We start from the raw sequence: 22823 nt of genomic DNA, 5'->3' as shown, positions 1-22823 counted from the left end.
ATTGTATATAGTTTAGCTCAAAATTTGAACACCAAGTGATTACGACACGAATTATCTTAGCCTACTTTTGAGTGAACTGGGTAGCAAGGCTAACTGTAAGTTATGCTATGCATTTGACAACGTATATCACAAATAGATATAAAACAGGGATAATGGACTTTTCCCCTATTAGCAACCCTGCCTTACGGAGCAAAGTCACTAGTAGTATGTGCTATTCAATGAACGCAAATTTTCTCCTTTCACTGGGATTGATGGCGTTCCACATCATACTTCATTTCTTTTCAAATGTATTATAACACTTTTAGAAAACGCTATCAAACAATTATGTGCTCGAATGTTATATTTTATTGCTCAATTTTTTTAACATATGCTTCCCACATCTTCTGCTGGGGTTTGGCAAAGGGATAGATAGGAAAGTCTTCTACGGAAACCCACTTTAATTCTTTGGTTCCTAGAAGCTTGGTTGTTTCTGCAACTCCTTCAATCAATTCTATCTGCCATTTGCGGTGACTGAAAATATGCTGAACGGTGTCAAATTCTTGCATCTGCCAATCAACAGCCATACCATAAAGTTCCGTAAAGCTCTGCCGAATATCTGACTGAACAACTTCTTCTGCAACTTCAAATAGTGAAACTTGTTTGTCAACGACTGCCCCTTTTTCCAAAAGCGGAAAGGACCAAAAACCTGATAAGAGCCCGGCTTCATTATTTTTTTCCAATAAAAATTGATTATCTTTATTGCGGATAATAAAGCCTTGAAAGGCAACTGGGATAGGCTTTTTCTTTGGTGCTTTAATAGGATACTTGTCCATAGTGCCATTTAGATAAGCTGCGCTAAAGTCTTTGACTGGACTGTCCTGGGGGCGTGGGTTGACTGGTGATTCTATATCAGAGCCCAAATCCATCAGGGCTTGGTTGAAATCTCCGGGTCTATCTGGGTCAATCAAAATTTCCATCATGGATTGAAAAATCTTGCGATTAGCTGGCAAACCAATGTCGTAATCCACTTCAAATAGACGACTGAGAACCCTCATGACATTGCCATCTACTGCTGGCTCTGGCAAATTAAAAGCTATACTTGAAATGGCTCCTGCAGTATAGGGGCCGATGCCTTTTAATATAGAAATCTCAGCATGCGTGGTCGGAAATTGCCCTGCAAAGTCTTCCACCATTTGTCGAGCTGCCTGTTGCATATTACGAACACGAGAATAATAACCCAAACCTTCCCAGAGTTTGAGAATGACCTCCTCTGGAGCTTTAGCCAAATCAGCAATAGTAGGTAAGTGATGAAGAAAACGTTCATAGTAAGGGATAACAGTATCCACCCTTGTCTGTTGGAGCATGATTTCCGACACCCAAATTGCATAAGGATCCTTGGTTCTTCTCCAAGGTAAATCTCTTTTATTAACATCATACCAGTCCAAAAGTGCCTTACGAAAAGCCTGAACCTTTTCTTCAGGCCACATATCTATTCCATATTCTTTCAAATCTAACATAAATCTAGTATAACACAAAGAAAGAGGCTGAGCAAAAAGCCCAACCTCGCTTCTCAGGGTTCGTGTCAACATCCCAGCGCAGTGGTTGATTGGCAGATTTATTCGTGTTTTACACTCCAAATCTGGCCTAATCAACTGTGCGGGGGCGGGAAGACGAACTCTTTTTTGACCAGTCGAGTTCTTTCCCGCTCCCACTATTTATTTTTCGATTTTTCCAGTCACAAACATGGTAAAACTTGCTGTTGCGATTAATTTACCATCTTGATTTTCTATCTTTACCTCAACAACCTTTGTTCTGTTTCCATCATGACTACAAGATCCAGTGACTGTTAGATCATCTCCTGGTTTTGCCGCTTTCATATAGTGGATATTGGATTGTAGCGTTACAGCATAAGAGCCTTGGGCCACAATCGTTAATCCTGCTACAGAATCAGCAAGCGTAAAGAGATAGCCTCCATGTGCCATTCCATATGGATTTAAAGAACTCTCTGACACTGTAGTAGTTAGCATAACTCGTTGATCATCAAGCATCTCGACATTAAAGTCATCCAATACTGTAATGGGGTTAAATTTCAATTTATCTAACATTTTTATCCTCCTCTAATAGCTGGCTATTTTGCATTTGGTAATAGATACCTTGTTTAGCCATTAAATCAGCATGATTTCCTTGTTCAACAATTTTTCCGTCCACCATGACCAAAATCGAGTCAGCTGACTGGATAGTTGATAATCGGTGGGCAATGATGAAGCTAGTCCGTCCTTCCATCAACTTAGCAAAAGCTTCTTGTACCAATAGTTCCGTCCGAGTATCAATAGAGGAAGTTGCCTCATCTAATATCAAGATTTTAGGGATTTTAACAAACACACGCGCAATGGACAAGAGTTGACGTTGGCCTTGTGATAAGGATGCACCACCGTCTGTCAATACCGTATCATACCCTTCTGGCAACTGTCGTATAAAGAAGTCTGCATTGGCTGCCTTGGCAGCTTCAATGACCAATTCCCTTGTGGCATTTGGATAGCCATAGGCAATATTGTCATGAATGGTTCCAGATTTTATCCAAGTCTCCTGCAAAACCATACCAATTTGTCTGCGAAGGTCCTCACGGCTATACTGGCTAATCGGAACCCCGTCCAACACAATCTGACCAGCCGTCACATCATAGAAACGCATAAGTAGGTTAATCATGGTTGATTTTCCTGCTCCCGTAGGTCCAACAATAGCAATTTTCTGGCCGGATTTGACATCAATATTCAGGTCTTCTATCAAAGATTGGTCATCTCTATAAGAGAAAGACACATTTTCAAAGGAAATGGCTCCCTTCAACTCCTCTGAATCGATTTTCCGCTCTGCCTGATCGTCAATACTAGCTTGACCCAAGATAACAAACAACCTGTCTGCACAAGCTAGAGCGCTCTGCAATTCCGAAAGGACCGAAGAAATATCATTAAAGGGCTTACTGTACTGACTAGCATAATTGAGAAAAGTTGTCAGCGAACCAACGGTAAAATTGCCAGCCATAATCCTCATGGCCCCCAGACCAGCTAGCAAGGCATAGATGAGTGCATTGACAAAGCGGGTGCTTGGATTGACCGTTGAAGAGGCAAAAATCGCTTTTTGAGAATAGGTCGCATACTGGTCATTGACTGCTTGAAAATGTTCTGTAAATTGCTCCTGAGCATTGAAAGACTGAATCAAGGTCAACTGACTGATGGATTCCTCAAGCAACTGGGACTGTTGACCACGCGCCTGAGTTTGCTTTCTATAATAACCATAGGACTTCTTGGCGATATAGCGTGCTATAAGCAGCGAAAGCGGGGTCAAGGCTACGACGACCAACATCATGGTCATATCTAGCCTAGCCATTGTAAAAATGGTTAGTAATATGGTTAACAGACCAATGAAAAATTGGTTAAAAATCATTAGCAAGCCATTGGTCAACTGCTCACTATCACTGGCAAAACGAGCGACCAAGTCACCAACAGACTGACGGTCTAAATAAGATAAGGGCAGCTGATGCAACTTAATATAAACCTGCTCACGCAAATCTGCAACTATACCATAGACCAAACGATTGGTTAGAAGGGGGAGATAACATTGCACCAAGGTATTGAGCACGATAACAAGGGCCATTTTCCCCAGTAAGACAAGCAAAATCTGACTATCTGCTAGCAACACCGCATCAACAGCTTGACCAATCATTATTGGGAGATAGACAGTTAACAAGACATGAGCTACTGTTCCGATCAGCAACAAGGACATTCTAAGAGGCTGTTTCCAAACCAAACGAACCAGTTGTTTAAAACTAGATTGTTTCACGGCTGTCCTCCTCCCTGTGTTGAGATTGGTCGATTTCTTGGTAAATAGCAGAGCTTCTCAGCAAATCTTCATGGCGACCAAGTCCAACTTGGTGACCTTGATCCAAAACCAAAATCTGATCAGCCCTACGCAAACTATTGGTTCTTTGTGACACCATAATCAAGGTTTGTTCAGGAAATTCTTGACGAATAGCTGCCAATAAGCGGCTTTCCGTCAAATAATCCAGAGCGGATGTTGCATCGTCCAAAATCAATATTGGAGCCTTCTGTATAATTGCACGCGCAATGGTCAAGCGTTGTCTTTGTCCGCCAGAAAAATTCTTACCAAAGGCTTCTACAGAACTATCTAAACCACCTTTTTCCTCAACGAAAGATTTTGCCTGAGCAATTTCCAGGGCTGCCAATAAGTTGCTATCCGCCACAGTGTCTAAGCCCAATGAGAGATTGGAACGAACGGTTCCAGCAAAAAGTTGTGCTACTTGAGGGACGATAGCAATTTGTTGTCGCCATTCTTTTAGGTTCTTAGGACTTTTCCCATCGATAGAGTGAGAAAGCTGTTGGGGCGACAAAGAATAAAGTGCTTGTAACAAATCCACCAATGTCGATTTACCAGACCCCGTACCACCGATTATTCCCATAAACTGACCCTTAGACAGTTCAAAATCTATATTCGATAGTGCCTGCTCAGCAGATTTAGGATAAGCGAAAGAAAGATTGTTGACTGAAAAAACCAGCTCCTTATTATTAAATTGTACTTCTGGCAAATCCGCTTCCACATCCTCAGATTCTTGATTAAAAACCTCTTGGATACGCTGGGCTGAAATATAGGTCTGATTAAGGGTAGAAACAACCATAATCATCTTGACCAATTCTACTAAAATTTGAAGAAGGTAGTTGATGAGGGCAACCAACATCCCCTGTTCTAGCAGATTATGTGTAATAGCTATATTACCCTGCCAGATGAGAATGAGCAAGGTGGTATTAACAACAAGAAAGGTCAATGGAGACAAGAGACTAGACCAGAAACCAGCCTGCAACTGTTGTTTCTTATAAATCTGATTACCCCCTTGGAAAGCACTGATTTCACGTGCTCTTTGCCCAAAGGCACGAATTACTCGCCATCCAGTAACCGTTTCTCGTACCTGACCAACTAAACTATCTAATACTTTTCGCATCGATTGATAAATACGACTGGTCTGATTGGAAATGACAGTTACTATTAGAAGCAATAGGATAATCATTCCTAAGAAATAAGCAGATAGACTTGGGCTTATATAGAAAGCCATCATCAGCGAACCAAATACAACAATTGGAGCACGTAGAAACAAACGTAAAAATGTATTAATTCCTGTTTGAATTTGCAAAGCATCGCTGGTCAACCTAGTCAGCAAACTGGATGAAGAAAGTATATCCCGACTAGACTTTGGAAGGGTAAGAACCTTCTGATACAAGTCATTGGTCAACTCTTTGGTCACACCAACTGCTGCTTTAGCCGAGAAATATTGGGCAGTAAGTGAAACAAGAATACCAACAAAAGCTAGACAAACCAGTAAAAAAAGCATAGCAACCAGGTTCCCCTGGCTGCCATTTGGAATAATTGTATCAACAATAGTAGCAATGATTAAAGGCACAGTAAGTTCAAAACTTGCTTCTAACAGTTTAAAAATTGGTCCTAATATTACTTCTTTTCGATACGGTTTAAAATAACGATTGAACGATTTCATCTTATGATTAATCAGCTAGTGATTGTGCCGCTGTGATGATACCTAGTTTGTATACATCTTCTGAACTACAACCGCGAGACAGGTCATTTACTGGTTTATTCAAACCTTGTAAGACTGGACCAACAGCCTCATAACCACCAAGACGCTCCACTACCTTATAAGTGATGTTCCCTGCTTCAATTGCTGGGAAGACAAAAACATTGGCTTGACCTGCTACCTTGCTTCCTGGTGCCTTCAAGCGAGCAGTATCCGGAACCAAGGCAGCATCCATCTGCAATTCACCGTCAATCAAAAGATCTGGACGGAGTTCTTGAGCCAAACGAGTTGCTTCTACAACCTTATCAACACGTGGACCTGAACCTGAACCTTTTGTTGAGTAGGAAATCATAGCCACTTTTGGATCGATACCAAATGTTTTAGCAGTTTCTGCTGATTGGATGGCAATCTCTGCCAAGGTCTCTGCATCTGGTTCAATGTTGATTGCACAGTCACCAAAGACAAACTTGTGCTGGTCTTTCACCATCAAGAAAACACCTGAAGTACGTTTTACACCTGGTTTTGTCTTAATAATTTGAAGTGCAGGACGAACTGTATCAGCAGTTGAGTGGATTGCACCTGAAACCATACCTTCTGCTAATCCCATTTGTACCAACATCACACCAAAGTAGTTGACATCACGCAAAATTTCATCGGCCTGTGCTTCATCAACCTTGCCTTTACGAAGAGTCACAAACTCTTGCTTCATCGTATCAAAGTTTGCGTAGTTATTCGGATCGATAACTGTAATACCTGGGTTTGAGAAACCAAATTCCGTCAACAAATTATGGACTTCTTCTGGCACACCAAGGATGATAGGCTCTGCCAAACCTTCAAATTTCAAACGAGCAGCCGCACGAACAACACGCTCATCTGTACCTTCTGGGAAAACGATTCGTAGTTTTTTACCTACGATTTTTTGCTTCATTTCACCAAATAAACTCCGAATTTCCATGAAAATTCTCCTTTAAAATATTATTTATTAGTTAACGATGTAATAACAGCCTGAAAATCGTCTGGAAGTGGAGCTTCCAAGTCAATCCTTCGGGCTGAGAAAGGATTGTCAAAGGCCAAGTTGTGACAATGCAAGGCCTGACGTTGAATACCACATTCTAAACTGCCACCATACATATCATCCCCCAAAAGCGGAAAACCTATATGTGAAAAATGAACACGAATCTGGTGAGTTCTACCAGTGTGCAACTGAATGTCTACCAAATAAATATCTCCCCATGATTGCACAACTCTATAAGAAGTATGGGCATATTTTCCAGTCTTGGTCACGCAACGAGTAATGATACTATCTTCCGGTCGACCAATCGGAGCAATAATATCCCCTTCCTGTTCCAAAACACCTTCCCCCTTAACTAGGGCATAATAGCGTTTGTGAATCAGCTTGGCCTGCAACTGCTTGTCTAGGCGAGCATGGGCATAGCCATGCTTGGCAAAGAGCATGACACCCGATGTATCCCTATCCAAGCGCGTGACGATATGGACCTGCTTATTCTCGTATTCTTGTTCAACCAAATAACCTTTAACAAAGTTAGCAATGGTTGAGGAATGTAGCGCTGAAGGTATGGAGGCATAACCAACCGGTTTGTTAAGTGCAAGAAAATGATCATCTTCATAAACAATATCCAGCGGAAAGGAAATCGGTTTCAAACTCCCCGTCAAATCCTCTTCAGCCGGTATGTCAATTGTAACCCTATCTCCAATATCAAGCAAGTAAGTTGCATTGCGTTCTATATCATTAACCCAAATATTGCCACCTGTGTACTTGATTTTTGCTAGCAACCCCTTGGAAACACCATGCTTCTTCAGAAAGGTTTTAATCTTGGTATGTTGATCAGCAATAAATTCAAACCGCATTACTCCACCTCTCCAATAAAGGCATCTTTCACACGATTCCAAAAACTAGTGTGACTTGGCGTAGCAACAAAATGGATTTTATGTGGATCAATCTGATACTCAATTTTTTCAATATTATCATAGACATAGGTCTTATTATCTACAGCAATTGAGTAGCGGTCACTATGTTTAGGCTCAATGACAATCTTATCTTTTTTAGGAACAACAATAGATGAACCTAATGTCCGATAAACACGATTATTTAAACTGGCTACTTCTGCTATTTGCAATGCTTCTATAGTCGGATGTAAGACAGCTCCTCCTAATGATTTATTATAGGCAGTCGATCCAGTTGGAGTAGAAACTGAGATGCCATCTCCCCTAAAGCGTTCGAAAGGCACATTATTAATAATGACATCTGCCACCATCGTCTTAGATAGGCGCTTGATTGTTGCCTCGTTTAAAGCACGCGCCTCAATTATACGACCATCTAAAAGTGTGACTTTAATATTTAATATCGGATAGGAAACTCTAGCTCCCGTATCAAGCTTGAGATTTTCAATTAGCTTATCTACTTCAAAATCTCGATAGTCCGTATAAAAACCTAAGTGTCCTGTATGAATGCCTACAAAACGTACACGATCAATAAACTTTTCATACTTATGAAATGCAGATAAAAGCATACCATCCCCACCGATTGAAATGACAATATCGGGATTTTTAGGTGTTAAAATAAAATTTGCATTTTTTAATTTGGTCCATAATTCTTTGGACACTACTTCACTCTTGGGATTTCGGCTAGCGAGCAGAGCGATTTTTTTTCTACCTGTATTCTTCATCTGTATCATCACTGTTTCCAACACCGTCATTCAATTTTCGGTGAGCAGGGTCAAATAAGGCCTGTGCTTCTTGAATGTCGTTGCGGATTTTACGCATCTCCTCATCTAATTCATAGGCAATTTTAGCTGTCACTTCCAAACGTTTTTTTATTTCCTCTGGGAAATTCCCCTTATACTTATAGTTTAGGGAATGTTCGATGGTTGCCCAGAAATTCATAGAAAGTGTTCGAATTTGAATTTCAGCTAAAACTGTCTTATTACCATTTATAGTGTCCACAGGGTATTCAATCACTACGTGATAAGAACGATAACCCGAAGCTTTCATATATTTGATATAATCTCGCTCATGTATAATTTGCATATCCTTGCGTTTACGTAAAATTGCCAAAACTTCCTCGATATCATCCACAAATTGAACCATAATCCGAAGTCCAGCAATATCCTGCATATCTTGAGCAAGATTTTCCAACTTTATATGGCGTAGGGCCATCTTTTCCTTTATGGATTCAATGGGCTTTACACGACCAGTCACAAACTCTATAGGAGAATGTCGATTGGCTTTCCGATACTGCTTACGAATACCGCGAAGTTTAATTTTCAATTCACCTACCGTCTGGATATAGGGGTCTAAAAATTCTTCCCAATTAAAGTCCATACGTCCCCTTTCTTGTCAAAACATCTAAATTGTATTAGAATAACACAAAGACTATTCTATTATAACACATTGAAAGGGTTTACTGCATGAAAAACCACCTTGAAATTGAGTATAAAACCTTATTAACCAAATCCGAATACCTACGCCTTCTCTCTGATTTTTCAGATGTTAGACCCGTAATCCAAACAAATTATTATATCGATACTCCAAACTTAGACCTGAAAAATCACCGATTTTCACTTCGTATTCGTACTTTTGAGGAAATAGCAGAGCTGACTTTAAAGATTCCACAGAAAGTTGGCAATCATGAGTATAATCAGATTTTAGACATCCAGACTGCTCACCAACTGCTAGAAAAATTCCAATTACCTACAGGGCAAATTGCCGACATCATCTCAGCCACAGATGTTCCGATTGACAAACTGGCTGTTTGGGGGAGCTTGACTACCAAACGTCATGAAAAAGAAACCTCCATCGGTCTTATGGCCCTAGATGAAAATGAATTTAACGGACATATTGATTACGAACTCGAAGTTGAAGTGACTGATGCAGAAGAAGGAAAAATACTGTTTGATGAATTTCTACGTAAAAATGCCATTCAATTCAAATATGCCAGTAGTAAAGTGGCACGGACAGCAGCCAGCAAAAAATCAGATAATTAAGTCTGATTTTTTTGTTTGTTTACTGAAAAATTTCTAATTTTTTGATAAAATAAAGCTATCTATTGTTAATTTTACTTTTATGATGTTCATAAAAGCCTAGTGTTTAAAAGGAGCTACTTAAAAATGAGTCAACCACTTGGTGAAAACAACATTAAAATTTTCTCACTTAATAGCAACCGTGATATTGCTGAAAAAATTGCTGCCTCAGCTGGTCTACCACTCGGAAAGCTATCATCTCGTCAATTCTCAGACGGTGAAATCCAAATCAACATTGAAGAATCTGTTCGCGGTGTTGATGTTTACATCATTCAATCAACTAGCTACCCAGTAAACAATCACTTGTGGGAATTGCTAATCATGATTGATGCCTGCAAACGTGCAAGTGCCAATACAATTACGGCAGTTATTCCGTATTTTGGCTATGCCCGCCAGGACCGTACAGCATCTCCACGCGAACCAATTACTGCCAAGTTAGTTGCCAATATGCTTGTAAAAGCTGGCGTTGACCGAGTATTGACTCTGGACTTACATGCATCACAAATTCAAGGTTTCTTTGATATTCCAGTTGATAACCTACTTACAGAGCCACTGTTTGCCTCATACTATATGGATAAAGGCTTGTGCGGTGATGAGGTCGTAATCGTTAGTCCAAAAAACTCTGGTATCAAACGTGCGCGTAATATCGCAGAATTCTTGAATGCACCTATTGCCATCATTGATTACGCCCAAGATGATTCTGAGCGTGCAGAAGGATATATCATCGGAGATGTTGCCGGTAAAAAAGCCATCCTAGTGGACGACATTCTAAATACCGGCCGCACCTTTACACAAGCATCAAAAATTGTTCAAGAAGGCGGAGCTACTGAAATCTATGCTGTTGCTAGTCACGGCTTATTTGCTGGAACAGCTGCTCAACTCCTCGACAATTCACCAATCAAAGAAATCTTGGTGACTGATTCAGTGGCTAGTAAAGAACAACAGCCCAAAAATATCGCTTTTATCACTGCAAGTGACTTAATTGCAAATGCGATTCATCGTATTCAAGAACATCAGCCATTAAGCCCCCTTTTCAAATTTACAAATCCTGAAAAAAATAACTAGGAGTACCTTATTTGATATATTTAGATAATGCAGCCACAACTGCCCTATCTCCCACAGCACTCCAACGGATGATAGAAGTTGCTCAGGAAGCCTATGGAAATCCTTCAAGTATCCATCAAGCTGGTCGAAAAGCGAATCAAATTCTACGCCAAGCCAGACAAGACATTGCTCAAGTCCTTGACGTTCAAACTGATCAGATTATATTTACATCTGGAGGGTCAGAGGCTGATAATCTAGCCATTCAAGGATATGCCTTAGCCAATCAAGCCAAGGGCAAGCACCTGATTACTACTGCTGTAGAACATCATGCAGTTCTACATACCATGCAGTACCTTGAAGAACGCTTTGGATTCGAGGTAACTTATATCCAACCTCTCAATCAAGTCATCACAGCTGAACAAATTCGTGAAGCACTTAGACCTGATACCATTTTAGTCAGTGTCATGTTTGCCAACAACGAAACTGGACAAGTTCTCCCCATTAAAGAAATTGGTCAACTCCTGACCGACCACCAGGCTGTTTTCCATGTTGACGCAGTTCAGGCAGTTGGAAAAATAGATTTGAAACCAGCTGATTATGACATTGATTTACTAGCCGCCTCTGCGCATAAGTTCCACGGTCCAAAGGGAGTTGGCTTTCTATATAGTCGATTACGAGGATTTGATGCCCTCATTCATGGAGGTAAGCAAGAACAACAACTCCGTGCAGGAACGGAAAACCTTCCAGCAATTGCGGCTATGGCTGCTGCACTAAAAGAGCAATATACTCAAGTTGATTTACATTTTGAACATGTAAGTAAATTGCGTCATTATCTTTTAGAGGGACTTACAGGAGTAGATTTCTATATCAATCAAACTGGAGAACAATTTCCACATGTTCTTAACATTGGTTTTACAGGTCAATTAAACGAGCAGATACTCATGAGATTAGACTTGGCTGGAATTGCCGTTTCTAGTGGCTCAGCTTGTACTGCCGGTGTTGTCCAAAATAGCCATGTTCTTGAAGCTATGTATGGCAAAAACTCTCATCGCTTGAAAGAATCTATACGAATCAGCTTCTCGGAGAAAAACACAAAAGAAGAAATAAATACCTTTCTTAACGAATTAAAAACTATCCTAGGAGGTTAACCATGGCATTTCAACAATCCATTACATTGAAAGATTGTAACTTTACCTATCACATCAGTCCTGCTATAAAAAAATATACACTCCGTGACAATACATTTGAGCAGACAAAAGCTGGTCACTATCAATTAACTCGACTATTGGAAGAAATCCCCAACTCTAACCAAGGATTTCTATTAAAAATCATCGTAAATCAAGACTTAAACGGATTTAAAATTAACATTACTGACAAATCTGGACTTCATCTAGTAAATATCTTCAAACCGAATGGAAACAAAGTCATTCAAGAAAAATTTTACTTCCTCATGGATAGTTTAATTGATCGTGATATTTTTACAAAAGAAGGTCACGCATGATTGAAATTTATTACCAAGATGCCTACAAAATTGAAAGAAAGCAGGAGTTTGATACGCTAGATGCCGCTAAATTAGCCTTTGCAGGCTGCCTTACTCTCCCTGACTACTATCCGGTCTCAAAATTGTTACGAGAAGGAAATGAATTAGAATTTAAGGGAACAATCGGTGATCTTTATCGATATTTACAAACATTAGACTAAGTTGCGACTTAGTCTTTTTTCAGTCTAATCTGTTGATTTTTTCACAATCTTAAACTAGAATAGAAGAAAGAACTGAAAGAATAATGAAAAATAGTAGCTGTGTTGAATGATATTTACTACTATTTGTAAAGGAGACTAATGTGAAAAACGATAAAAAATCAGATATTCCTCGCGCGACTGCCAAACGCCTATCTCTCTACTACCGTATTTTTAAGAGATTCTACGCCGGAAATATAGAAAAAGCCAGCTCAAAAGAAATAGCAGAAGCAATTGGCATTGATTCTGCTACAGTTCGTCGTGACTTCTCCTATTTTGGTGAATTAGGACGCCGTGGTTTTGGCTATAATGTAAAGGAATTGATGGATTTCTTTGCTGAAATTCTTAATGATAATTCGATCACAAACGTTATGTTAGTAGGTGTTGGAAATATGGGGCGTGCCTTACTCCACTACCGCTTCCATGAGCGCAACAAAATGAAAATTGTTATGGCCTTCGAAGCAGATGATAATCCAGCTGTTGGTACAACTGATGAAAACATTCCTATTCATGCTATTTCAGAAATCAAAGAACGCATCCAAGAGGCTGATTCTCAAACAGCCATTTTGACCGTTCCAAGTATCAAAGCACAAGAAGTGACAGATATCCTTGTAGAAGCAGGTGTCAAAGGTATTCTTAGCTTCTCACCTGTCAATCTTTCTGTCCCTAAAGATGTTGTAGTCCAATATGTTGATTTAACCAGTGAATTACAGACACTCTTGTATTTCATGCGTAAGGGTGAATAACTACCGTTTTTAGAATAATTCACTTTCTTCTCTAAATGAATAGTAATCTTTATTTCCCACAATTAAATGATCCAATAATACTAGTCCTAGCGTTTCGCAGGACTTTTTTAAATTCTCTGTAAATAATAAATCATTCTTACTTGGTTGTACAGACCCAGAGGGATGATTGTGAACAATAATAATGGACGTTGCCATACATTTGACCGCATAATGTAAGATTTCTCTTGGCTCTGCTATACTTCGGTTGACACTGCCAATAAAAATCGTCTTTTGACTGATAATCTGGTTTTGTGTATTTAAATAAAGAGCAACCAAGTGTTCTTGCTTCTTATCTCCCAGTTCTTGAATCATCTTGCGCCCTAGTTTTTCACTGCCTAATATTCGTTCATTCAGTAATAATTCTGACTGATTGATTCTTTTCCCTAGCTCAATCATAGCCTTGATTTCAATTGCTTTCACACGCCCAATCCCAGTCAAATCTTGCAATTCCTCAATAGAAAGTTCTCTCAACTCTGCAAGTGTCTCCAATTTATTCAGCAAATTATTGGACAAAATAGAAACTGGCTCTTTTTTCGTTCCTGTTCTGATAAAAATTGCCAATAATTCTTGATTACTTAACCGCTCTGCTCCCACTTCTAACAGTCGTTCACGCGGTAACAATGCTTCTTCCTTGAAATCTATTTGGTACATAAAATCCTCCTCACTAGTTATATTCGAAAAAGATAAGAAAATAGAAAATAATACTCAATAATAATCAAAAATACCTATCTAACAAACAAATTATTTGTAAAACATTTCTATTTTTATGTTTTTGAGAAGAATACAGCTAAACAAAATCTTTGATTTCCAATCTGGACTTAAATTATGAAATATTATTATTAGCAATTAGCCTAAAAATACTTTTTATGAATTTTTATTGAGTATATTCAAACTATTTTAGAGAAATATAGATAATGGTGTGCTTATAGCTCCGATGACATACAAATACACTATGACTAGTGACATATTTTAAGCTTGGTTCAATACTTTCGTACTTCCCACTTAAGATACATCATTCGATATCATGATGGACAATGTTAAGTTCCATAAGTTAAGTAAATCGAAATATTCTAGCAAGGAACAGAGGTGTACACTTTTACCACTTCCTCCTTAATCGGACTAAGAATAATACCATCGAAACAATAATGGCTTACATCAAAAACCACCTCAGAAGGGGAGTGAGAAAGAACTCATCTGATTAAATAAGAGTTCGTCAACAAGTCTATATATTTCCAGTTGTTGAGCTGAAACAGTCTATCCCCAGACATCAATTTATGTGATCTGACTACCGTCAGCTTATACCTCCCACTTTAAAAGGTCTCCCAGACCTTTTAAACTCTCAGCTCTCACATCTCCAACAGTCTGGGAGACAGTTGGAGGATGGAAATGAAGCGAACAATGTTCGCTTCCATCGTAAAGGTCAAATTTGGAGTGTAAAACACGAACTGATGAAATTGGCTTCGTAAATCCCACCTCCAACCTTTAACAGTCACCCAAACTGTTAAAGCCACTCAACCACTGAGCTGAGAACTTGACACAGACTCTGAGAAGTGGCGCTAGACTTGAGCCAAGCCACTATCTTAAGGCACTTTCGTCCTACACTTGTTTCAGCTGACTCTACAAAGAAAGACTACTAAAATTTAATTAGTAGCCTCACATACATAAAATAAGTCCTATCCTAAATATAGTGTCGAGCAATAGCTTTTAGATAGAAACATGAACGGATTAGAAACATGTTATAACTGAATCTGATTGTAAGATTGCTCAAAATATTTCAGTGTTTCTGATGGTGCATCATCATAAGCTATTACAGACTCTAGATCACCTTGAACAATCGTTCTCATAGTAGCAGCTGCATCTTCACAGGTTACAAGTGTAATTTCATTTTTTCCTTCTGTGTCTTCAATTACATAGACACTTTCTGGTGTGACTGACTGAACACTTCTAACGTTATAAATGTAGATATTTTCTTTATCTGTCACATAAATCTTCATACCCTCTTTAGCATTCTCTAGCGGTGAAAAAAGGGTCTCACTAGCACCAGCCATACCAAAGACATGATGACTTGCAAGAGAATAGTTTCCCTGGCCCATAACCTGAGTTTCTTTCATCGTGCCAGCACCATACATCAAGGCGACGTTTGATAAACCTTTGAAGATCGGTAGATTAATCTTCAAATCTGGAATTGCAATTCCACCAATTACTGGTAATTGTTGGGACTCCCACTGTGCTTTCATAACAGCCTCAGTTGAAACGGATTGAACTTGTTCAAAATCAAAGGTTGTTTCAGCAGATTGATTCTCTACAATTTCTTCTTTTGTGACATTAGATACCTGATATTTGTTACTGTTCCAAGCAATAACCATATTTCGGATTGAAGTATTAAAAATCAGTGCCAGTGAAATCAAGACCAATATCAATGCTAAAAAGTTTCTCCAAAAAGAACCTTTATTTTTCTTCTTCTGCTCACGCTTTGCCATAAATTTTTATTCCTCTTCTTTTACTTCTGCTGCATCAACTAGAGCAAAAGTCATAATTTTTGCTTCATCATTTAAACGCATGACCTTAACACCCATTGTCGAACGACCGGTTTGAGAGATATTGGCAACACTGGTTCGGATGATAATACCGGTATCTGTAATCACCATAATATCCTCATCGCCCGTTACGGTAGTCAATCCTGCTAAAGTACCATTTTTCTCTGCAACTTTAAGGGTCTTAATCCCCTTACCACCACGACCTTTTGTTGGATATTCACTTGCAGGAGTACGCTTGCCATATCCTTTATCTGTCAAAACAAGGACTTCCTGTTCATCTGAAATCATAGTTGCGCCGATCAATTGGTCGCCTTCGCGTAACTTGATACCTCGAACACCTGCAGCAGTACGTCCCATATTTCGAACATCTGTTTCCGTGAAGCGAACAGAGTAGCCAAGTTTAGTCCCCATAATAACATCCGCATGACCATTTGTCAAGAAAACGTTAATCAGTTCATCTTCATCTTTCAAGGTCAATGCCTTAAGACCATTCTGACGAATATTGGCAAATTCTGATACACTGGTCCGCTTGACCACACCTTGACGGGTTGCGAAGAAAAGATAGCTGTCTGCTTCTTGGTCCTTGGTCACGTTGATAATGGTCTGAATAGACTCATTTTCTTCTAGCTTAAGCAAGTTAACAACTGGCAACCCCTTAGCCGTACGTCCATACTCAGGGATTTCATACCCCTTCAATTGATAAACACGACCTTTATTGGTAAAGAACAAGAGGCGGTCATGTGTGCTAGTCGAAACCAACTCACGCACAAAGTCATCATCCTTAACCCCAGTACCTTGGACTCCACGTCCTCCACGCTTCTGAGCCTGGAATTCATCCTGAGCCAAACGCTTGATGTAGCCTTGGTTTGACAGGGTAATCAAGACATCTGTTTCCTCAATCAAATCCTCATCTTCAAGAGAAAGGACTTCTCCGACCATCAATTCTGTACGGCGTGGGTCTGCGTACTTGCGTTTGACCTCGTCCAATTCTTCCTTGATAATCGTGACAACACGCTCAGGTTTAGCCAAAATATCAGCCAAATCTGCAATCAAGGCAATCAGTTCATCATATTCAGACTGAATCTTATCACGTTCCAAGCCTGTCAACCGACGGAGGCGCATATCAAGAATGGCCTGGCTCTGACGTTCAGAAAGCTCAAATTTCTCCATCAATTCAGCTTGAGCAATAGCATCCGTTTCTGAATTACGGATAATGCGAATGACCTCATCAATGTGGTCAAGTGCAATCAGCAAGCCTTCCAAGATATGAGCACGCGCTTCTGCTTTTTCTTTATCGAATTGCGTACGACGAGTGACTACTTCCTTCTGGTGTTCAATATAAGATTCTAAAATCTGACGGACAGAAAGAATTTTCGGCACCCCGTTTTGGATGGCCAACATATTGAAACTAAAGTTGGTCTGCAACTGGGTTTGCTTGAAAAGATTATTCAAAATAACATTGGCAGAAGCATCGCGGCGAACTTCGATAACAAATCGTACACCCTCGCGGTTGGATTCATCCCGAACAGCTGTAATCCCGTCGATACGCTTCTCTTGCACCAATTTGACAATATGTTCTTGAACCTTGGACTTGTTGACCATGTATGGAAACTCAGTAACGACAATACGCTCACGGCCGTTTCCATACTCTTCAATCTCCGTACGAGAACGAAGGGTAATAGAGCCTTTCCCTGTTTCATAAGCACGGTGAATACCTGATTTACCCATGACCAAGGCACCAGTCGGAAAATCTGGTCCAGGAAGGACTTCCATGATTTCACGAGTTGTTACTTCTGGATTGTCCATAACCAGCTTAACAGCTTCGATGGTTTCTCCCAAGTTATGTGGTGGAATATTGGTTGCCATACCAACAGCGATACCAGTCGTACCATTTACCAGCAGGTTTGGAAAACGTGCTGGCAGAACCTCTGGCTCACGCTCACTGGCATCGTAGTTATCTGCAAAATTTACAGTATTTTTGTTAATGTCTCGAAGCATTTCCAGAGCAATCTTGCTCATACGAGCTTCCGTATAACGTTGGGCGGCCGCACCATCACCATCCATAGAACCGAAGTTTCCGTGACCGTCTACCAACATGTGTCGATACGACCACCACTGTGCCATACGAACCATGGCTTCATAAATAGCACTATCCCCGTGTGGGTGGTATTTACCCATAACATCCCCTGTAATACGGGCAGATTTCTTATGGGGTTTATCTGGAGTAATACCTAACTCATTCATTCCGTACAAAATACGGCGATGAACAGGCTTGAGACCATCACGCACATCTGGCAAAGCACGTGAAACGATAACACTCATCGCATAGTCGATGAAGGAAGATTTCATCTCATTGGTCAGATTCACCGTTACTAAGTTTTTATCTTGCATTATATGCCTCTTTCAACAGTCATTGTGCCTCTATTATACCATATTTTACGATAAAACTCTTTATTGGAAACTATCATGTAAACATTTTCAAAAACCTTTTCACAAGTGACAAACGCTGTAAAAAGTGCTAGAATGTTAAATGGTTGGGATAGACCTATCCCCAAATTAAACTAAGGAGATGTTTAGAACATGACTGCAACTAAACAACACAAAAAAGTAATCCTTGTCGGTGACGGTGCCGTAGGTTCTGCTTATGCTTATGCACTTGTTAACCAAGGTATTGGTCAAGAATTGGGTATCATCGATATCAACAAAGACCGTACACAAGGTGACGCAGAAGACTTGAGCCACGCATTGGCCTTCACTTTCCCTAAAAAAATCTATTCTGCTGAGTATTCAGATGCTCACGATGCAGACTTGGTTGTTTTGACAGCTGGTTTGCCACAAAAACCAGGTGAAACACGCCTTGAATTGGTTGAGAAAAACCTTCGTATTAACCAACAAATCGTTACTGAAATTGTTAAATCTGGTTTCAACGGTATCTTCCTTGTTGCCGCAAACCCTGTTGACGTATTGACTTACTCAACTTGGAAATTCTCTGGTTTCCCTAAAGAACGCGTTATCGGATCAGGTACTTCTCTTGACTCAGCTCGTTTCCGTCAAGCATTGGCTGAGAAAATTGGTATCGACGCACGTTCTGTACACGCCTACATCATGGGTGAGCACGGTGATTCAGAATTCGCAGTATGGTCACACGCAAACGTTGCTGGTGTGAAATTGTACGACTGGTTGCAAGACAACCGCGACATCGATGAGCAAGGTCTTGTTGACTTGTTCGTATCTGTTCGTGACGCAGCTTACTCAATCATCAACAAAAAAGGTGCTACTTACTACGGTATCGGTGTAGCTCTTGCACGTATTACTAAAGCTATCTTTGATGATGAGAAAGCTGTACTTCCATTATCAGTTTACCAAGCTGGTCAATACGAAGGTGTTGAAGATGTATTCATCGGTCAACCAGCAATTATCGGCGCACACGGTATTGTTCGTCCAGTAAACATCCCATTGAATGATGCTGAATTGCAAAAAATGCAAGCTTCAGCTAAACAATTGAAAGACATCATTGATGATGCCTTTGCTAATCCAGAAATTGCTGCTGGTGTTAAAAACTAAGCAAATAAAAAAAGGTGGACCACTCGGTCCACCTTTTTTTATTTTCGAATATCATACCGTAACATGTCAATTCCATCAGTGACTGTTGATTCTAGGCTCTATAATACTGTAGTGGGTAAATCCACAATGGAAATTATGGAGCCTTTTTGAGTATAGAAAAAGTCCCATATGACCTAATAATGAAAAGCGCATAAACAACTCATTAGAAAGGGGTAATATGGAACAAATCAATAGTCAGGGAAGTGACTCTTGATTCCTGAGCCTGAAAATTGGAAAGCGAAGTTCTTATCACAATTTTTCTCGGAATAAAAGACAAAAATATCACCATCACTGATGAATATGTTATGGGAACTCACTTAGAACTCCACGGTCACTTGGATTACACAGCCCCTAAATGCCCTTCCTGCAAGTGACAATGGCAAAATACGATTTCCAAAAAGCCTCCAAAATTCCCTACCTAGAAACAGCTGGCTATACCTTACTTATCCGACTTAGAAAGCGTCGGTTCAAGTGTAAAGATTGCGGAAAAATGGCTGTTGCTGAAACTCCTCTTGTCAAGAAAAACCACCAAATATCTATCGCTGTTAACCAGAAGAGCGCACAAGATTTCAACTCCCTAAACGTCATGGCTATCCTTGACGGAAGAACTCAAGCGACCATCCGAAACCACTTTCTACGCTATCCTAGAAAGGTTAGAAATCGGGTCAAAGTGATTACCATGGATATGTTTAGTCCCTATTATCAACTTGCCAAACCCTTAGCTCTCCAATTTCTAGGCTCAGGCTGAAATAGTCTATTCCCAGACTGTTTCACTACGCCCTATCACCAAGGTCTTCATAGCCCTCTCTGCCATATTGTTAGATAAGACTAAGTCGCCATCCGAGAGAACGGTTCGGAAGGTGGTTTCGTATTTGAGGCTATACTCCATTGCAGTACCCAATTTGGAACCTGGCAAGACAGCCTGATTGCGACACCAATCAAAGAACTCGTCCATCAAGGGTGCCAACTCTGTCTGGCGTTTATGTAGCCGTTCCTCAGTAGACAAGTCAGCCCAGTCATTCTCCAAGGCAAACAGGCGGTCGCAATAAGCTAAACCCTTAGCTCCTAAAGAAGTCTTGTAGGTCTTCTTAGGAGTCGCCTCAAAAAACTTTCGTCTGACGTGCGCCCAACAACCAACCAGTTTAGCCTTATCTAATTGACGATAAGCACTTAAGCGGTTCGCAGTTCACCAAGCTTAGCGTCGCTTGGCTCCTAAACCTTGGACTGCTATCGCATAGGCAGAACTAGGAGGCTGGGCAAAAAGCTCAACCTCGCTTCTCAGGGTTCGTGTCAACATCTCAGCGCAGTGGTTGATTGGCTTTAACAGTCTGGGAGACTGTTAAAGGTAGGAGATAAGATTTGCAAAGCAAATCTCAGCAGTTCGTGTTTTACACTCCAAATCTGACTATTACGACTGTTGCGAACAAAGTTCGCTCTATTTCCAACCTCAAAAGGTTCACTGAACCTTTTGAGCTGTGCGGGGGTGGGAGTGAAACAGTCTGGGGATAGACTGTTTCAGATCAACAACGGGAAATAAGGACTTGTTGACGAACACTTTTTTGACCAGTCGAGTTCTTTCCCGCTCCCAAGTTACTGCCGTAACATGTCACAATCTACATAGCCCGCATAATCCCCTAGAAATTCCTCCACAACCAAGCCACTCCGTCGTTTGTCATGATGATAAAGGGTAATTCCATTTTTCTCCTGCTTCCCAGACAAGAAGGTCCAGTAGAAGGTCAACTGGCTATCATTTTCCAAGACCTTGTAGGAGGTTTCATCCGCATGAAGAATAGGCTGCTCCAACAATTTCTCGTGCAACAGGTTATAAATCGGCTCGAAATAATACTGACTAGACTTGATGTGCCAGTTAGCTATTTCCTTCCGACTTATTGGCAGGCCAAGCTTATGCCAGTCCTCTTCCTGACGGTAATTTGGCACCTTTAGATTGAATTTCTGGTGAATAGTGTGGGCAATGATAGAAGCTGAACCCAAGCTGTGTGCCAGAGGTGCCTTAGGAACAGGAGCCTTGATAATCTTATCGCTCAGATTCTTCTGACTACATGCCTGACACTTGTAGGCATGTTGGACATGGTCAATCCGCTTTAATTGGGCGGGAATGAAGACCAACTCTTGTCGTTGAACAGTAGAACCAATCTCTTTCAACTGTCCATGACAGTCTGGACAAGTGCAGTCTTCGTCTCGCAATTCGTGATGAACTATCTCTGGAGTGAATTGGGAGTGAGAAAGAACTCGATTGTTCAAAAAGAGTTCGTCAACAAGTCATTATTTCCAGTTGTTGAGCTGAAACAGTCTATCCCCAGACTGTTTCACTCTCACCCCCGCACAGCTTAAAAGGTTCAGTGAACCTTTTGAGGTTGGAAATAAAGCGAACTTTGTTCGCAACAGTCGTAATGGTCAGATTTGGAGTATGAAATACGAACAAATCTGCCAATCAACCACTGCGCTGAGATGTTGACACGAACTCTGAAAAGGGACACTAAGCGAGAGCCTTAACACTGACGAACTCCCTTAGCTTTCTTGCGTTTATAAGTAATCGTTTCTGTTTCAACTGGGTAAGTCAGCTTCTTCTTCAGGGAGGCTTTCCTCCCCAAACAAGTTCAACTGACCAGGTTGATACACGACCTTCTCTGATGATTTTCCGTAAAGTTTCTGTCTCAGATACTCAACCTGTTCACGAAGGAGGGTTAGCTCGTTGGTAAGTTGTTCAATCGTTGAGGTCTGTTGTTTAATAATTGCCAATAACTCATCCATACGCTCGATCCTCCTTCTTTTTATCTCATTATACACAAAGAAAAGCCATGATTTCAATAGAAATCACGACTTTTTGAAACATTTATTTTTGGACTGATAGAAAATCCTTTCATGAGCCAGTCTACTTGTTCGGAAGTTAGGGCCTTGACCTCCTCTTCATTGTTTGGCCAGGTCAATTTCCCATTTTCAAAACGTTTGTAAAGCAACCAAAATCCTTGTCCGTCCCAGTAAAGAGCCTTGAATCGGTCTTTTCGACCGCCGCAGAAGAGATAGACCTGACCGGAGAAGGGATCCAAATTGAATTAACTTTTGACAAGGTAGGCGAGAGAATCAATCCCCTGACGCATGCCTGTTTTTCCGCAGACCAAGGAGACTTGACCTAAATCACTGAGACGGATGGTCATAATGCAGCACCTTATCCAAGATTGTTTCCATTATTTTAGGGTTGATAGATTAGAAGAATGGGACTTCCGTTTTTCCGAGACGAATTTTCACCAGAATATCGTTTCTGCTTTTCTTTTCAAAGCGACGAGATTGGGGAATAGTCAATGGGACGATGGGCTGAGACATAATGAATCCTCCAGTTTGTTTTTTATAACAGTAGTAACCGCCCAATAACAAAGTATATTGAAAAGGCTCCAAAGTCCTATTGACTCTGGAACCTTTTTCTATTTACATGCTCTCTTAATTTTTTCCTTCCATGGCAAATAAGCCTCCAGCACCTCCTTTT

20 protein-coding genes and 4 pseudogenes are annotated in these 22823 nt (G+C 40.4%); 8 read left to right on the top strand and 16 right to left on the bottom strand.

Going from position 1 to position 22823, the window contains the following annotated elements:
• Window positions 1–344 precede the first annotated feature (344 nt).
• The 8 genes from mutY to NF418_RS08975 all read right to left on the bottom strand — a co-directional run bounded on the left by mutY (window position 345) and on the right by NF418_RS08975 (window position 8917).
• Window positions 345–1496, bottom strand: a complete 1152-nt coding sequence (gene mutY, locus NF418_RS09010; protein ID WP_256779336.1) for an A/G-specific adenine glycosylase — start codon at window positions 1494–1496, stop codon at window positions 345–347.
• A 198-nt stretch (window positions 1497–1694) separates the two neighbouring features.
• Window positions 1695–2084: a PaaI family thioesterase gene (locus NF418_RS09005; RefSeq protein WP_256779335.1), complete on the bottom strand. Its 390-nt coding sequence runs from the start codon at window positions 2082–2084 to the stop codon at window positions 1695–1697.
• A complete protein-coding gene (locus NF418_RS09000; protein WP_306172703.1) occupies window positions 2074–3759 on the bottom strand; it encodes an ABC transporter ATP-binding protein in 1686 nt (561 codons plus the stop codon). The genes NF418_RS09005 and NF418_RS09000 overlap by 11 nt, the downstream gene beginning before the upstream one ends.
• 43 nt (window positions 3760–3802) lie before the next feature.
• Entirely contained in the window at window positions 3803–5539 is a 1737-nt protein-coding gene (locus tag NF418_RS08995; protein ID WP_256779326.1) for an ABC transporter ATP-binding protein, read from the bottom strand.
• Window positions 5540–5546: 7 nt separating this feature from the next.
• Complete coding sequence (gene pta / locus NF418_RS08990) at window positions 5547–6530, bottom strand: phosphate acetyltransferase (protein WP_256779325.1); 984 nt, start codon at window positions 6528–6530, stop codon at window positions 5547–5549.
• A 20-nt stretch (window positions 6531–6550) separates the two neighbouring features.
• Window positions 6551–7444, bottom strand: coding sequence for an RluA family pseudouridine synthase (locus NF418_RS08985; protein ID WP_256779324.1), 894 nt, complete (start codon window positions 7442–7444; stop codon window positions 6551–6553).
• Window positions 7444–8262, bottom strand: coding sequence for an NAD kinase (locus tag NF418_RS08980; protein ID WP_306172702.1), 819 nt, complete (start codon window positions 8260–8262; stop codon window positions 7444–7446). The genes NF418_RS08985 and NF418_RS08980 overlap by 1 nt, the downstream gene beginning before the upstream one ends.
• Window positions 8246–8917, bottom strand: coding sequence for a GTP pyrophosphokinase (locus NF418_RS08975; RefSeq protein WP_172082195.1), 672 nt, complete (start codon window positions 8915–8917; stop codon window positions 8246–8248). The genes NF418_RS08980 and NF418_RS08975 overlap by 17 nt, the downstream gene beginning before the upstream one ends.
• Before the next feature lie 86 nt (window positions 8918–9003).
• Here NF418_RS08975 and NF418_RS08970 point away from each other — a divergent pair, with 86 nt between their 5' ends.
• From NF418_RS08970 to NF418_RS08945, 6 genes are all read left to right on the top strand, one after another.
• Window positions 9004–9579: a CYTH domain-containing protein gene (locus NF418_RS08970; RefSeq protein WP_256779319.1), complete on the top strand. Its 576-nt coding sequence runs from the start codon at window positions 9004–9006 to the stop codon at window positions 9577–9579.
• A 123-nt stretch (window positions 9580–9702) separates the two neighbouring features.
• A complete protein-coding gene (locus tag NF418_RS08965) occupies window positions 9703–10680 on the top strand; it encodes a ribose-phosphate diphosphokinase (protein ID WP_256779317.1) in 978 nt (325 codons plus the stop codon).
• A gap of 11 nt (window positions 10681–10691) precedes the next feature.
• Window positions 10692–11807 (top strand): cysteine desulfurase family protein, encoded by a 1116-nt coding sequence (locus NF418_RS08960; RefSeq protein ID WP_256779315.1) that lies wholly within the window; start codon window positions 10692–10694, stop codon window positions 11805–11807.
• 2 nt (window positions 11808–11809) lie between these two features.
• Window positions 11810–12160, top strand: coding sequence for a DUF1831 domain-containing protein (locus NF418_RS08955; protein ID WP_256779313.1), 351 nt, complete (start codon window positions 11810–11812; stop codon window positions 12158–12160).
• A complete protein-coding gene (locus NF418_RS08950) occupies window positions 12157–12360 on the top strand; it encodes a DUF4649 family protein (protein WP_105144187.1) in 204 nt (67 codons plus the stop codon). The genes NF418_RS08955 and NF418_RS08950 overlap by 4 nt, the downstream gene beginning before the upstream one ends.
• 140 nt (window positions 12361–12500) lie before the next feature.
• Window positions 12501–13142 (top strand): redox-sensing transcriptional repressor Rex, encoded by a 642-nt coding sequence (locus tag NF418_RS08945; protein ID WP_172098454.1) that lies wholly within the window; start codon window positions 12501–12503, stop codon window positions 13140–13142.
• Between the two features lie 9 nt (window positions 13143–13151).
• On the opposite strand, the gene radC is transcribed toward NF418_RS08945, so the two are convergent.
• The 3 genes from radC to gyrA form a co-directional block, all read right to left on the bottom strand.
• Entirely contained in the window at window positions 13152–13832 is a 681-nt protein-coding gene (radC, locus tag NF418_RS08940) for a RadC family protein (RefSeq protein WP_172053247.1), read from the bottom strand.
• A 1085-nt stretch (window positions 13833–14917) separates the two neighbouring features.
• Window positions 14918–15661 carry a class A sortase gene (locus NF418_RS08935; protein ID WP_105108470.1) on the bottom strand — a complete coding sequence of 248 codons (744 nt, stop codon included), beginning with the start codon at window positions 15659–15661 and terminating at the stop codon, window positions 14918–14920.
• Window positions 15662–15667: 6 nt separating this feature from the next.
• Window positions 15668–18109, bottom strand: a complete 2442-nt coding sequence (gene gyrA, locus NF418_RS08930; protein ID WP_256779308.1) for a DNA gyrase subunit A — start codon at window positions 18107–18109, stop codon at window positions 15668–15670.
• A 189-nt stretch (window positions 18110–18298) separates the two neighbouring features.
• On the opposite strand from gyrA, the gene NF418_RS08925 reads away from it, so the two are divergent.
• Together NF418_RS08925 and NF418_RS08920 are read left to right on the top strand one after the other, a co-directional pair.
• Window positions 18299–19282: an L-lactate dehydrogenase gene (locus tag NF418_RS08925; protein WP_105108468.1), complete on the top strand. Its 984-nt coding sequence runs from the start codon at window positions 18299–18301 to the stop codon at window positions 19280–19282.
• Window positions 19283–19551: 269 nt separating this feature from the next.
• A pseudogene (locus tag NF418_RS08920) lies at window positions 19552–20042 on the top strand (transposase family protein); the annotation flags it as partial.
• A gap of 54 nt (window positions 20043–20096) precedes the next feature.
• Here the strand turns inward: NF418_RS08920 and NF418_RS08915 are convergent.
• The 5 genes and pseudogenes from NF418_RS08915 to NF418_RS08895 all read right to left on the bottom strand — a co-directional run.
• Window positions 20097–20492, bottom strand: a pseudogene (locus NF418_RS08915) (IS66 family transposase); the annotation flags it as partial.
• Window positions 20493–20923: 431 nt separating this feature from the next.
• Window positions 20924–21559, bottom strand: a pseudogene (locus NF418_RS08910) (IS66-like element short variant transposase); the annotation flags it as partial.
• Window positions 21560–21886: 327 nt separating this feature from the next.
• Window positions 21887–22093 (bottom strand): IS66 family transposase, encoded by a 207-nt coding sequence (locus tag NF418_RS10720; protein ID WP_172027920.1) that lies wholly within the window; start codon window positions 22091–22093, stop codon window positions 21887–21889.
• Window positions 22094–22146: 53 nt separating this feature from the next.
• On the bottom strand, window positions 22147–22389 hold the full coding sequence (gene tnpB / locus NF418_RS08900; RefSeq protein ID WP_256779305.1) for an IS66 family insertion sequence element accessory protein TnpB: 243 nt from the start codon (window positions 22387–22389) through the stop codon (window positions 22147–22149).
• A gap of 88 nt (window positions 22390–22477) precedes the next feature.
• Window positions 22478–22663, bottom strand: a pseudogene (locus NF418_RS08895) (hypothetical protein).
• Between the last annotated feature and the right edge of the window lie 160 nt (window positions 22664–22823).

Origin of the sequence: Streptococcus suis (assembly GCF_024509555.1) — a bacterium.
GTDB classification, from domain to species: domain Bacteria; phylum Bacillota; class Bacilli; order Lactobacillales; family Streptococcaceae; genus Streptococcus; species Streptococcus suis_AD.
The sequence above is the reverse complement of the archived record's forward strand: the minus strand, read 5'-3'. Positions and strand labels throughout refer to the sequence as shown.